The organism is Streptomyces sp. NPDC051582, from assembly GCF_040681715.1.
Taxonomy (GTDB): domain Bacteria; phylum Actinomycetota; class Actinomycetes; order Streptomycetales; family Streptomycetaceae; genus Streptomyces.
Genome location: NZ_JBFAZJ010000008.1, coordinates 245,806 through 258,607, shown reverse-complemented (window position 1 = coordinate 258,607; position 12,802 = coordinate 245,806). Strand labels below are relative to the sequence as shown.

Annotated in this window: 11 protein-coding genes, 1 rRNA gene and 1 pseudogene; 11 read left to right on the top strand and 2 right to left on the bottom strand. The window is 73.3% G+C overall.

What is annotated here, in order from left to right:
• The first annotated feature begins 170 nt into the window (after positions 1-170).
• The 3 genes and pseudogenes from rrf (at position 171) to AB0M92_RS14065 (ending at position 2,844) form a co-directional block, all read left to right on the top strand.
• A 5S ribosomal RNA gene (gene rrf, locus AB0M92_RS14075) occupies positions 171-287 on the top strand.
• Positions 288-393: 106 nt separating this feature from the next.
• Positions 394-1,836: pseudogene (locus AB0M92_RS14070) on the top strand (hypothetical protein); the annotation flags it as partial.
• Positions 1,837-1,974: 138 nt separating this feature from the next.
• Positions 1,975-2,844, top strand: a complete 870-nt coding sequence (locus AB0M92_RS14065; protein ID WP_366102390.1) for a hypothetical protein — start codon at positions 1,975-1,977, stop codon at positions 2,842-2,844.
• 129 nt (positions 2,845-2,973) lie between these two features.
• Here the strand turns inward: AB0M92_RS14065 and AB0M92_RS14060 are convergent, their stop codons facing one another.
• A complete protein-coding gene (locus tag AB0M92_RS14060) occupies positions 2,974-4,245 on the bottom strand; it encodes a DUF1015 domain-containing protein (protein ID WP_366102371.1) in 1,272 nt (423 codons plus the stop codon).
• 153 nt (positions 4,246-4,398) lie between these two features.
• Between AB0M92_RS14060 and AB0M92_RS14055 the strand changes: the two genes are divergently transcribed.
• The 4 genes from AB0M92_RS14055 (at position 4,399) to AB0M92_RS14040 (ending at position 8,477) form a co-directional block, all read left to right on the top strand.
• Positions 4,399-5,430: an HAD hydrolase-like protein gene (locus tag AB0M92_RS14055; RefSeq protein ID WP_366102370.1), complete on the top strand. Its 1,032-nt coding sequence runs from the start codon at positions 4,399-4,401 to the stop codon at positions 5,428-5,430.
• Positions 5,431-5,515: 85 nt separating this feature from the next.
• Positions 5,516-6,559, top strand: coding sequence for an iron chelate uptake ABC transporter family permease subunit (locus AB0M92_RS14050; protein ID WP_366102389.1), 1,044 nt, complete (start codon positions 5,516-5,518; stop codon positions 6,557-6,559).
• A complete protein-coding gene (locus tag AB0M92_RS14045) occupies positions 6,556-7,617 on the top strand; it encodes an iron chelate uptake ABC transporter family permease subunit (RefSeq protein ID WP_366102369.1) in 1,062 nt (353 codons plus the stop codon). The genes AB0M92_RS14050 and AB0M92_RS14045 overlap by 4 nt, the downstream gene beginning before the upstream one ends.
• Positions 7,614-8,477, top strand: a complete 864-nt coding sequence (locus AB0M92_RS14040; protein ID WP_366102368.1) for an ABC transporter ATP-binding protein — start codon at positions 7,614-7,616, stop codon at positions 8,475-8,477. The genes AB0M92_RS14045 and AB0M92_RS14040 overlap by 4 nt, the downstream gene beginning before the upstream one ends.
• On the opposite strand, the gene AB0M92_RS14035 is transcribed toward AB0M92_RS14040, so the two are convergent.
• Positions 8,461-8,808: an SCP2 sterol-binding domain-containing protein gene (locus tag AB0M92_RS14035; protein WP_366102367.1), complete on the bottom strand. Its 348-nt coding sequence runs from the start codon at positions 8,806-8,808 to the stop codon at positions 8,461-8,463. The two genes, AB0M92_RS14040 and AB0M92_RS14035, sit on opposite strands and share 17 nt — an antisense overlap.
• Positions 8,809-8,874: 66 nt before the next feature.
• On the opposite strand from AB0M92_RS14035, the gene AB0M92_RS14030 reads away from it, so the two are divergent.
• The 4 genes from AB0M92_RS14030 (at position 8,875) to recN (ending at position 12,784) form a co-directional block, all read left to right on the top strand.
• Complete coding sequence (locus AB0M92_RS14030) at positions 8,875-9,162, top strand: hypothetical protein (RefSeq protein WP_366102366.1); 288 nt, start codon at positions 8,875-8,877, stop codon at positions 9,160-9,162.
• 7 nt (positions 9,163-9,169) lie between these two features.
• Positions 9,170-9,985, top strand: a complete 816-nt coding sequence (locus AB0M92_RS14025) for a TlyA family RNA methyltransferase (RefSeq protein WP_366102365.1) — start codon at positions 9,170-9,172, stop codon at positions 9,983-9,985.
• The gene (locus AB0M92_RS14020) at positions 9,982-10,947 is read left to right on the top strand and encodes an NAD kinase (RefSeq protein ID WP_366102364.1); all 966 of its coding nucleotides are present in this window, start codon (positions 9,982-9,984) and stop codon (positions 10,945-10,947) included. Before AB0M92_RS14025 ends, AB0M92_RS14020 begins: the two co-directional genes overlap by 4 nt.
• A gap of 118 nt (positions 10,948-11,065) precedes the next feature.
• The gene (gene recN, locus AB0M92_RS14015; RefSeq protein WP_366102388.1) at positions 11,066-12,784 is read left to right on the top strand and encodes a DNA repair protein RecN; all 1,719 of its coding nucleotides are present in this window, start codon (positions 11,066-11,068) and stop codon (positions 12,782-12,784) included.
• The last annotated feature ends 18 nt before the right edge of the window (positions 12,785-12,802 follow it).

The following is a 12,802-nucleotide window of genomic DNA, read 5'->3' as shown; positions in this document are numbered from 1 at the left end:
CCAGATGTGGAAGCCCGGTAACGGGTGGAGCTGACTGGTACTAATAGGCCGAGGGCTTGTCCTCAGTTGCTCGCGTCCACTGTGTTAGTTCTGAAGCAACGAACAGTTGCTGGTTTCTAGAGCTGGAACACAACTACAAAGTGTGCTTGTTCGCTCGAAACCGATAGGGTTTCGGTGGTCATAGCGTTAGGGAAACGCCCGGTTACATTCCGAACCCGGAAGCTAAGCCTTTCAGCGCCGATGGTACTGCAGGGGGGACCCTGTGGGAGAGTAGGACGCCGCCGAACAATCTTTCAAAGGACCCTTGGTCCAGCGTTCAACGCTGGACCAAGGGTCCTTTTTTGTTTTTCACCTCTTTACGCCGAAGCGCGGCCATGGGTTGGTTGCGCGAGAATGACTAGCGGTACCCCGAAGACAGGAGTCACACCCATGTCCAACTCTCCCGACGATCGTCCGGAGCGCGAGCCTCGGCGCAACGACGGCGGTGACAGGGGCGGCTACCGCGGGGGCCGTGACGACCGTGGCGGTGACCGTGGTGGCTTCCGCCGCGACGACCGCGGCGGCCGTCCGACCGGTGACCGTCCTTCCGGTGGCGGCGGCGGTTTCCGCCGTGACGACCGTGGCGGGCGTCCCGCCGGTGGTGGCGGCGGTGGCGGTGGCTTCCGCCGTGACGACCGTGGTGGCGACCGGCCGTCCTACCCGCGCCGTGACGACGACCGTGGTGGGCGTCCCTCGTACCCGCGCCGTGACGACGACCGCGGTGGTTTCCGCGGCGGCCGTGACGACCGTGGCGGGGACCGTCCGTCCTACCCCCGTCGTGATGACGACCGTGGTGGGCGTCCCGCCGGCGGCGGTGGCGGCGGCTTCCGTCGCGATGACCGTGGTGGCGACCGCCCGTCCTTCCCGCGCCGTGACGACGACCGCGGTGGTTTCCGCGGCGGTCGCGACGACCGTGGCGGGGACCGTCCGTCCTTCCCGCGCCGTGACGACCGCGGTGACCGCCCCTCCGGCGGCGGTGGCGGCGGCTTCCGCCGTGACGACCGTGGTGGCGACCGCCCGACCGGTGGCGGCTTCCGCGGCCGCGAGGACCGTCCGTCCTACCCGCGCCGCGATGACGACCGTGGTGGACGTCCCTCCGGTGGCGGCGGCGGCTTCCGCCGTGACGACCGTGGCGACCGCCCCTCCGGTGGTGGCGGCGGCTTCCGTCGCGACGACCGTGGTGGCGACCGGCCGTCCTACCCGCGCCGTGACGACGACCGTGGTGGGCGTCCCTCGTACCCCCGTCGCGACGACGACCGCGGTGGATTCCGCGGCGGCCGTGACGACCGTGGCGGCGACCGTCCGTCCTACCCCCGTCGTGATGACGACCGTGGTGGGCGTCCCTCGTACCCGCGCCGCGACGACCGGCCCGCCGGTGGCGGTTTCCGCCGTGACGACCGTGGCGACCGGCCTTCCGGTGGTGGCGGCGGCTTCCGTCGCGACGACCGTGGTGGCGACCGTCCGTCCTACCCGCGCCGTGACGACGACCGCGGTGGATTCCGCGGCGGTCGCGACGACCGTGGCGGGGACCGTCCGTCCTACCCGCGCCGTGACGACCGCGGTGACCGCCCCTCCGGTGGTGGCGGCGGCTTCCGCCGTGACGACCGTGGTGGCGACCGGCCGTCCTACCCGCGCCGTGACGACGACCGTGGTGGGCGTCCCTCGTACCCCCGTCGCGACGACGACCGCGGTGGTTTCCGCGGCGGCCGTGACGACCGTGGCGGGGACCGTCCGTCCTACCCCCGTCGTGATGACCGCGGTGGCGACCGGGGCGGGTTCCGCGGCCGTGACGACCGCGGTGGCGACCGCGGTGGCTACCGTGGCGGCCGCGATGACCGTGGCGGCGACCGCGACTACCGTGCGGACCGCGACCGGGACCCGGTCAAGCGGCTTCCGATCGACGAGGACGTCACCGGCTTCGAGATCGACGCCGATGTGCGTCAGGAGCTGCTGAGCCTGCCCAAGGGCCTGGCCGAAGAGGTTTCCAAGAACCTCGTCATGGTCGCGCGGCTGATCGACGAGGACCCGGAGCAGGCGTACGCGTACTCGCGCATCGCCCTGCGCCTGGCCTCCCGCGTCGCCGCCGTTCGCGAGGCCGCCGGCTTCGCCGCGTACGCCACGCAGAAGTACAGCGAGGCGCTCGCGGAGTTCCGCGCCGCCAAGCGCATGACCGGCTCCGTCGAGCTGTGGCCCGTCATGGCCGACTGCGAGCGCGGCCTCGGCCGCCCCGAGCGCGCGCTGGCCATGGCCGGCGAGCCCGAGGTGCAGAAGCTGGACAAGGCCGGCCAGGTCGAGATGCGCCTGGTCGCCGCCGGTGCCCGCCGGGACATGGGGCAGCTCGACGCCGCCATCGTGACCCTGCAGAGCCCGGAGCTGGCCTCCAACTCCGTGCAGTCGTGGACCGCCCGTCTGCGGTACGCCTACGCCGACGCCCTGCTGGCCGCCGGCCGTGAGGACGAGGCGCGCGAGTGGTTCGCCAAGACGGTCGAGGCGGACAAGGACGGCGCGATGGACGCCTCCGACCGGCTCGCCGAGCTGGACGGGGTCGAGTTCGTCGACGCGCTCGGCGGCGATGAGCCGGACGACATCGACGCCGAGGACGAGGACGACGAGCAGGACGCCGCCGAGGTGGCCGCCGCCGAGCGTGCCTCCGACCAGGCCGAGTACTACGACGAGGACGACGAGGAGTACGAGCCCCTCGAACGCCCCGCCACGGACGCCGACGTCGACGTCACCGACGAGATTTCCGTCGTCGAGGACGAGGACGAGGACGAGGACGACGCGCAGGACCTCGACAAGGCCTGAGCGCCTGACCTGCTGAGGTGAGAAAGGGCGGTACCCCTCCGGGGGTACCGCCCTTTTTCGTGTCCGCGGTCCGGCCGTGTGGGGCCGGGCCGGGTCGCGCCGGGCCGGGTCGCGCTGGGTCGAGCCGGGTCAGTCGAGGCTGCGCAGGACCAGGCCGGTCGCCGGCTTCGGGCCGAACGAGGTGGACTTGCGGGGCATCGTGACGCCCTGGCGGGCCAGGTCCCGGACGACCGCCTCCCGTACGGGGTGCAGCAGGACCGCGGTGCCGCCGTGGCGCTCGGCCATGGCGACGGTGGCCGCCGCGTCGTGGATGTAGGTGATCTGGTCCGGGGCGTCCGGGATCTGCCACAGGGCGTCCAGCAGGGTCGCGTGCAGCACGGTCGCGTCCAGCCGGCGCCAGGCCTCGGGACGGTCGCGGCGTACGGTGCGCTCCAGGAGGTCCAGGTCCGGGTCGGTGACCAGGTGGAAGGCGCCGTCGCCGGCCAGGAGGAAGGCGTTGCCACGCTCCGCGGCGTCGGCGAGGGCCTCCAGGGCGAGCGGCAGCGGGCCGTCGACCGGACGGACAAGGAAGTGGCCCTCCACTGCGGCCAGGGCCCGAGCGACCGGGAGCCGGCGCAGCATCCGGTGGATGGCGCGGACCTGGAGCGGGTAGCGGGCGGTGTCGACGAGGAGGACCAGGCCGAAGTCCCAGTCGGTGGGGGACTGGTGCTCCTCCTGGAGGCGCAGGTAGGTCGCCCAGCGGTGGTGGCCGTCGGCGATGAGGGCCTGGCGGTGGCCGAGGTCGGCGGTGACGGCGGCCAGGTCGGCGGGGTCGGTGATGGCCCAGAGCCGGTGCCGGAAGCCGTCCTCGGTGGTGGTGGCCAGCAGGGGCGGGCGGGCGGCGGTCCGCTCGACGACCGCCGTCGCGCCGGCCGCGGGGTCCCCGCCGAGGTAGGTGAGCAGGAGGGGTTCCAGATTGGCCGAAGCGGCCCGCATCAGACCGGCCCGGTCGGTGACCACGTCGGGCATGACGTCCTCGTGCGGGAGGACGATGCCGGCGTCGGGCTTCGAGAGGGCCAGGGCGCCGATCACGCCGCGCTGGAGCACGCTGCCCTTGCGCTGCTCGTAGACGTAGAGCGCGGGCTCGGGGTCGGCGCTGAGGACGCCCTTGGCGAGCCAGTCGTGCAGGGTGTGCGCGGCCTGTTCGTTGCGCTCTGCGGGGGTGTCGGCCTGCGGGAGGATCAGGCGGACGATGTTGTGCGGGTCGGCGGACTCCAGGTGGTCGACGCCGTCGGGCCGCACGACCACGTCGTACGGCGGTGAGGTGACGGCGGCCAGGCTGCCGACACGCTCCGGGACGTAGCGCAGTCCATGGAAGGGGATCAGGCGCAGCCCGTCGTCCGCGGTACCAGGTGTGGTCATTGGTGCATGGTAAGACGCGTCTCGCGATGCGGGATGATCGGGTGAGCAAGACCGCAGCGCACATGCGGTGGGTATCGGTCACGGACGGACGGACGTCGCGAACGGGCCGGTCGACCACCCGGCGGACAGATCGAGCGGACAGGAGCCGACAGGATGACCCGGCAGAGCAGGACGAGTCCGGCGGGCAGCGAGCGCAGCCTGCACCAGGCGTACGACACGGCCCTGCTGGACCTGGACGGCGTGGTGTACGCGGGTGGCGAGGCGATCACGTACGCGGCGGAGTCCCTGGCCGCGGCCCGGGACGGCGGGATGCACCTCGCGTACGTCACGAACAACGCGCTGCGCACCCCGGAGGCGGTCGCCGAACACCTGGGCGAGCTGGGGATCCCGACCGAGGCGGGCGAGGTGATCACCTCGGCGCAGGCGGTGGCCCGGCTGATCTCGGAGCAGGTGGAGCCGGGGTCGAAGGTGCTGGTGATCGGCGGGGAGGGGCTGCGGGTCGCGCTGCGCGAGCGGGGGCTCGTACCGGTGGACTCCGCCGACGAGGAGGGCCTGGCGGCGGTCGTCCAGGGGTACGGGGGCCCGGACCTGCCGTGGTCGCGGTTCGCGGAGGCCTCGTACGCGATCCACCGCGGGGTGCCGTGGTTCGCCTCGAACACCGATCTGACGATTCCGGGGGCGCGCGGGATCGGGCCGGGCAACGGTGCGGCGGTGGAAGTCGTACGGATCGCGACGGGCGCGGAGCCGCAGGTGGCGGGCAAGCCGCTGCCCCCGATGCACCGGGAGACGGTGCTGCGGACGGGGGCGCAGCGGCCGCTGGTGGTCGGGGACCGGCTGGACACGGACATCGAGGGCGCGTTCAACGGGCAGGTCGACTCGCTGCTGGTGCTGACCGGGGTGACGGACGGGGCCCAGCTGCTGCGGGCCGAGCCGGCGCACCGGCCGACGTACGTGGACCGGGACCTGCGGGGGCTGTTGACGGGGCAGCCGGAGGTCGTGGCGGCGGGGGAGGGCTTCCGCTGCGGGGGCTGGACCGCGGTGGCGGCGGGGGACGCACTGGAGCTGCGGGGCGAGGGCGAGCCGCTCGACGGGCTGCGGGCGCTGTGCGCGGCGGCGTGGACGCGGGCCGGGGACGGGTCCTGTGCGCTGGACGCGGGGAAGGCGCTGGCCCGGATCGGCCTCTAGAGGCGTCTCGCCGATACCTGGAACCTGTGTACGGATCGGGCTCCAGGGCCTGTTCGGGCGCAGGGTAGGCTAACCTAACCTCGTGTTGGTCGAGAGTCCCCCCGAACAGAGCGCGGCGCCGGTCGCCGCCATCCGCCCGCGGCACGCCGCGCGCGCCGCCGGTCTGCTCGCCGCCCTCGCGGTGCTGGCCCTGATCGCGGTGGCGAGCATCGCCGTTGGCGCCAAACAGATGCCCCTCGACCAGGTCTGGCACGGCCTGTTCCACTACGCGGGGACGCCCTCCGACGTCGTGGTGCGCGACCTGCGGGTCCCGCGCACCCTCCTCGGGCTGATGGTCGGTCTCGGCCTCGGCCTGTCCGGCGCCGTGATGCAGGCGCTGACCCGCAATCCGCTGGCCGAGCCCGGCATCCTCGGCGTCAACGCGGGCGCCGCGGCCGCCGTGGTCTCGGCGATCACCTTCCTCGGGGCCTCCTCGCTCAGCGAGTTCGTGTGGTGGGCCTTCCTCGGCGCCGCCGTCGTCTCCGTCGTCGTCTACGTACTCGGCGGCAGCCGCAGCGCGACCCCGGTGCGCCTCGCGCTCGCCGGTACGGCGGCCAGCGCGGCCCTGGTCGGCTACATCAACGCCGTGCAGCTGATGGACAGCAAGGCCCTCGACAAGCTGCGCTTCTGGACCGTGGGCTCCCTGGCTTCCGCGAACATGGACACCGTCCGGCAGGTGGCGCCGTTCCTGGTGGTCGGCGCGGTGATCGCGCTCACCCTGGGCCGGCCGCTCAACGCGATGGCCATGGGCGACGACACCGCGCGGGCGCTGGGCGCCCACCTGACCCGGACCCGGATCGGCGCGATGGTGGCCATCACGCTGCTGTGCGGGGCGGCGACCGCCGCCTGCGGGCCGATCGTCTTCATCGGGCTGATGATCCCGCACCTGGTGCGGATCATCACCGGTCCCGACATGCGGTGGGTGCTCGCCTACTCGGCGGTCCTCTCGCCGGTGCTGCTGCTGGGCGCGGACGTCATCGGCCGCGTCGTCACGCGGCCCGCCGAACTCCAGGTCGGCATCGTCACCGCGCTGATCGGCGGACCCGTCTTCATCCACCTCGTCCGGCGCAAGAGGATGGCCCAGCTGTGACCGTCGACCTTCGGGCGGACAAGCCCGGATCCCGTGCCCTGCGCGGCCCCGGAGGGCTGTCCCTGCGGCTGGAGCCGCGCGCGCTGACGGTCGGGCTGCTGCTCGTCGCGGCCGCGCTGGCGATGGCCGTCGTCCTCATCGGCACCGGCGATTTCGAGATCGCGCCGTGGGACGTCGTGCAGACCCTGCTGGGCAACGGCACCCCCGCGAACGACTTCATCGTCAACGACCTGCGGCTGCCGCGGGTGGTGGTCGCGTTGCTGGTGGGCGCCGCGCTGGGGATGGCCGGCGCCGTCTTCCAGTCCGTCTCCCGCAATCCGCTCGGCTCCCCGGACCTGCTCGGTTTCAGCTACGGCTCGGCGGTCGGCGCGCTCACCGTGATCGTCCTGTTCAAGGGCGGTGCGACGGAGGTTTCCGCGGGTGCGCTGGTGGGCGGGCTGCTCACCGGCGTCCTCGTCTACCTGCTGTCCTACCGGCGCGGCATCCACGGCTACCGGCTGGTGCTGGTCGGCATCGGCGCCTCCGCGATGCTCGTCGCCGTCATCAACTACCTGCTGACCAAGGCCCAGCTCGTCGAGGCGACGCGCGCGATGGTCTGGCTGACCGGCTCGCTGGCCGGCCGGGACTGGAGCCAGGTCTGGCCCCTGCTGGCGACCTGCGCGGTCCTGTTCCCGCTCGTCCTCGGACAGGGCAGGGCCCTGCGGATGATGGAGATGGGCGACGACGCCGCGTACGCCCTCGGAGTACGGGTGGAACGTACGCGGATGCTGCTGATGCTGGCGGCGGTCCTGCTGACCACCGCGGCCGCCGCGGCCGCGGGTCCCATCTCCTTCGTCGCCCTGGCCGCGCCCCAGCTGGCCCGTCGACTGACCCGCTCGCCGGGGTCGAACCTGCTCACCGGCGCGCTGATGGGATCCGTCCTGCTGCTCGTGTCCGACTGGGCCTCGCAGCGCGCCTTCGGCGCCGACCAGCTGCCGGTGGGCGTGGTGACCGGGCTGGTCGGCGGCGTCTACCTGCTCTGGCTGCTCGTCACCGAGCGCAAGGCGGGACGCATATGAGCACGGATACGAGCAACTCAAGGAGTACGCAGGTGCAGCGGCTGACCGCGCAGAACGTGACCCTCGGCTACGACCAGCGGGTCATCGCCGAGAACCTGTCGGTGGAGATCCCCGACCACTCGTTCACGGTGATCGTCGGACCCAACGCGTGCGGCAAGTCCACGCTGCTGCGCGCCCTGTCGCGGATGCTGAAGCCGTCCGCCGGGCAGGTGCTGCTGGACGGGCACGCCATCGGCTCGATGCCGGCGAAGAAGGTCGCCAAGACGCTCGGCCTGCTGCCGCAGTCCTCGATCGCGCCGGACGGGATCACGGTCGCCGACCTGGTCTCGCGCGGCCGGTACCCGCACCAGGGGCTGCTGCGGCAGTGGTCGCCGCAGGACGAGCGGATCGTGCGGGAGTCGATGGCCTCGACCGGGGTAGCCGAGCTCGCGGACCGGTCGGTGGACGAACTGTCGGGCGGGCAGCGCCAGCGGGTGTGGATCGCGATGGCGCTGGCGCAGCAGACGCCGCTGCTGCTGCTGGACGAGCCGACCACGTACCTGGACATCCAGCACCAGATCGACGTGCTGGACCTGTGCGCCGCGCTGCACGAGGAGCAGGGGCGGACCCTGGTGGCCGTGCTCCACGACCTCAACCACGCGGCCCGCTACGCCACGCACCTCATCGCGATGCGCGCCGGCAAGGTCGTGGCGGAGGGGCCGCCGGCCGAGGTGGTCACGGCGGAGCTGGTGGAGGAGGTCTTCGGCCTGCGCTGCCAGATCATCGACGACCCGGAGACCGGCACCCCGCTGGTGATCCCGGCGGCGCGCAAGCCGAAGTCCCCGGCCGGGCGGCTGACGGCGACTACAACAGGCTCTTGAGGCGGAGCAGGTCGCGGAAGCCGGCCTCCAGGCGGACCCGGCCGGAGGCCCAGGCCTTGGCGAACTTGAGGTCGCCCGCGACCATGGCCACCAGGTCGTCGCCCGTCATCGCGAGCCGGATCTCGGCCTTCGTGGCGGGCGGACCGGGGGAAACCGCGTCCACCCGGATCCGTCCGCCTTCGAGGCGGCCCGTGAAGGTCTGGTCGAGGTCCGTGATGTGGCAGCTCAGGGAGCGGTCCATCGCGGCGGCGCCGCGCACACCGCCATCGGCCTGTGCGAGGTTGCCGGAGAGTCTGTCGAGTGCGGCGCGGCACTCATCGATCGTAGCCATCGTGATCTCGACCGTACCGCAGAGCCGTGCGCGGCCGCCCGGGTGCTTCGCGGTAGCGTCGGGGCCATGACCGACGACACGGCCGAGACGGCGGACACGGACGGGGACGCACCGGACGCGTCCGGTGACGTACCGGACGCGTCCGGGGAGGCGGCGCCCGAGCCCCTGGGGCTCGTCCGTACGCCCACCGGCCACCCCGGGGTGGACGCGCACCTGGAGCGCCTGGCCGACGCCGACCACCTCACGGCGGACGGACACGTCGCGGTGTACGAGGATGTGCACAGGGGGTTGCGTGACGCGCTGACCGCGCTGGACGCACCGCCCGTCCCCGGACCGTACGAAAACAGGAGCTGAACCGAACGTGGCAGGAGTGGCACGCCGCCGCCTGGACGCCGAACTGGTACGCCGCAGCATGGCCCGCTCGCGCGAGCACGCCGCCCAGCTGATCGCCGCGGGCCGGGTGACCGTCGGCGGCGCCACCGCGACCAAGGCGGCCACCCAGGTCGAGACCAGCGCGGCCCTCGTCGTCCTCAAGGACGACAGCGACCCCGACTACGTCTCCCGGGGCGGCCACAAGCTGGCGGGGGCGCTCGCGGCCTTCCGGCCGCACGGGCTGGCCGTCGAGGGCCGCCGCGCGCTGGACGCAGGCGCCTCCACCGGCGGGTTCACCGACGTGCTGCTGCGCGCCGGCGTGGCCCACGTCATGGCCGTCGACGTCGGCTACGGGCAGCTCGCCTGGTCGCTGCAGAGCGACGACCGGGTCACCGTCAAGGACCGTACGAACGTCCGCGAGCTGACGGTCGAGCAGCTCGACGGGGTTCCGGTCGACCTCGTCGTCGGCGACCTGTCCTTCATCTCCATCGGCCTGGTGCTGCCGGCCCTGGTGCGCTGCTGCGCGCCGGAAGCGGACCTGGTGCTGATGGTCAAGCCGCAGTTCGAGGTCGGCAAGGACCGGCTCGGCAGCGGCGGCGTCGTGCGCAGCCCGGAGCTGCGCGCGGAGGCCGTGCGCGAGGTGGCGGCCCGGGCGGCGAAGCTGGGGCTGGGCGTGCTCGGGGTGACCGCGAGCCCGCTGCCCGGTCCGTCGGGGAACGTCGAGTACTTTCTGTGGCTGCGGGCGGGGGCACCGGCACTCGACCCGGCGGATGTTGACCGTGCAGTGGCGGAGGGGCCTCAGTGACTGATTCAGCGGACAGGTCGTCGTACGCGTCGAACAACGCGGACCACTCGGACCCGGCGGCTCCGGGGCGGGGTCGGACCGTCTTCCTGCTCGCCCACACCGGGCGGCCCGCGGCCATCCGCAGCGCGGAGCTGGTCGTCCAGGGGCTGCTCAAGAACGGCCTGGGCGTACGGGTCGTCGAGTACGAGGCGAGAGACCTGCCGCTGCCGCCCGAGGTGGAGCTGGTGTCCGAGTGCACCCCCGAGGTGCTCGAAGGCTGCGAGCTGCTGATCGTGCTGGGCGGCGACGGGACCCTGCTGCGCGGCGCGGAGTTCGCGCGCGGCTCGGGGGTGCCGATGCTGGGTGTGAACCTGGGCCGGGTCGGCTTCCTCGCGGAGGCCGAGCGCGAGGACCTGGACCAGGTCGTGGAGCGGGTCGTGACGAGGGCGTACGAGGTAGAGGAGCGGATGACCCTCGACGTGCTCGTACGGACGAACGGCGACGTGCTCCACCGGGACTGGGCGCTGAACGAAGCCGCCGTCCAGAAGGTGTCCCCCGAGCGGATGCTGGAGGTGGTCCTGGAGATCGACGGCCGCCCGGTGTCCGGCTTCGGCTGCGACGGGATCGTCTGCGCGACCCCGACCGGTTCGACGGCGTACGCCTTCTCCGCGGGCGGGCCGGTGGTCTGGCCGGAGGTGGAGGCGCTGCTGATGGTGCCGATCAGCGCGCACGCGCTGTTCGCGAAGCCGCTGGTCACCTCGCCGGACTCGGTGCTGGCGGTGGAGGTGCAGCACGGGGTCCCGCACGGAGTGCTGTGGTGCGACGGCCGCCGGATGCTGGAGCTGCCGGCCGGTGCCCGGGTGGAGGTACGGCGGGGGGCGGTGCCGGTGCGGCTCGCCCGGCTGCACCACGCGTCGTTCACGGACCGGCTCGTCGCGAAGTTCGCGCTCCCGGTCTCGGGGTGGCGCGGGGCGCCCCACTGAGCGGCTGCCCGAACCCGCCGGGAAGCTCTTCAATAGCACATGCGTTCGGTGAACTCCCGACGGGTGACGTCACATGGCACGGGTGAAACCTCGGTATCGTCGTCCCGTGCTTGAGGAGATGCGGATACGGTCGCTCGGGGTCATCGACGACGCGGTGGTCGAGCTGTCGCCCGGTTTCACCGCGGTGACCGGCGAGACCGGCGCGGGCAAGACGATGGTCGTCACCAGCCTCGGCCTGCTGCTCGGCGGTCGCGCCGACCCGGCCCTGGTACGGATCGGGGCCAAGGCGGCGGTCGTGGAGGGCCGCATCGTCATGCGCCCCGGCGCGCCCGCCGCCGTACGCGCAGAGGAGGCCGGCGCCGAGCTCGACGACGGCGCCCTGCTGATCAGCCGCACCGTGTCCGCCGAAGGGCGCTCGCGCGCCCACGTGGGCGGCCGCTCCGTGCCCGTCGGCCTGCTCGGCGAACTCGCGGACGACCTGGTCGCCGTACACGGCCAGACCGACCAGCAGGGGCTGCTGCGGCCCGCCCGGCAGCGCCAGGCCCTCGACCGGTACGCGAGCGACGCCGTCGCCGTACCGCTGGAGAAGTACGGGGCCGCCTACCGGCGGCTGCGCGCGGTCGCCGTGGAACTCGACGAGATCACCACCCGGGCCCGGGAACGGGCCCAGGAGGCCGATCTCCTGCGCTTCGGCCTGGAGGAGATCGCGGCCGTGGAGCCGCTGGCCGGCGAGGACGCGGAGCTGGCGGCGGAGGCCGAGCGGCTCGGCCACGCCGAATCGCTCGCCTCGGCGGCGCAGATCGCCCACGGGGCGCTCGCCGGCGACGTCGAGGACCCGGAGGGCGTCGACGCGAACACCCTCGTCGCGGGCGCGCACCGGGCCCTGGACGCCGTACGGTCGCACGACCCGGCGCTCGGCGCGCTCGCCGAGCGGATCGGGGAGCTCGGGATCCTGCTGGCCGATGTGGCCGGGGAGCTGGCCGGGTACGCGGACGACCTGGACGCCGATCCGCTGCGGCTGGCCGCGGTGGAGGAGCGGCGGGCGGCGCTGACCCAGCTGACGCGCAAGTACGGCGACTCGATCGACTCCGTGCTGGAGTGGGCCGAGCGCGGGTCGGCGCGGCTGCTGGAGCTGGACGGCGACGACGAGCGGATCACCGAGCTGACCGCCGAGCGGGACGGACTGCGGGCCGAACTGTCGCTGCTGGCGCAGGCGCTGACGGACGCGCGGGTGGAGGCGGCGACGCGGTTCGCGTCGGCCGTCACGGCGGAGATGGCCTCGCTGGCGATGCCGCACGCGCGGGTGACGATCGACGTCCGGCAGGTGGAGGACCCCGAGGGGGTGGAGGTCGACGGCCGTCCGGTCGCGTACGGCCCCTCGGGCACGGACGAGGTCGAACTGCTGCTGGCCCCGCACCCGGGCGCCCAGCCGCGGCCGATCGCCAAGGGCGCCTCGGGCGGCGAGCTCTCCCGCGTGATGCTGGCGGTGGAGGTCGTGTTCGCGGGCTCCGACCCGGTGCCGACGTACCTCTTCGACGAGGTCGACGCGGGCGTCGGCGGCAAGGCGGCCGTGGAGGTCGGGCGGCGCCTCGCGAAGCTGGCCAAGTCGGCGCAGGTCGTGGTCGTCACGCACCTGCCGCAGGTGGCCGCCTTCGCGGACCGGCAGCTGCTGGTGGAGAAGACGAACGACGGATCGGTGACCAGGAGCGGGGTCAAGATCCTGGAGGGTGAGGACCGCGTCCGCGAGCTCTCGCGCATGCTGGCGGGCCACGAGGACTCGGTCTCCGCGCGGGCGCACGCGGAGGAACTCCTGGCGGCGGCGCGCGCGGACGCGTAGGCCGCGTGGGCCGCGTGC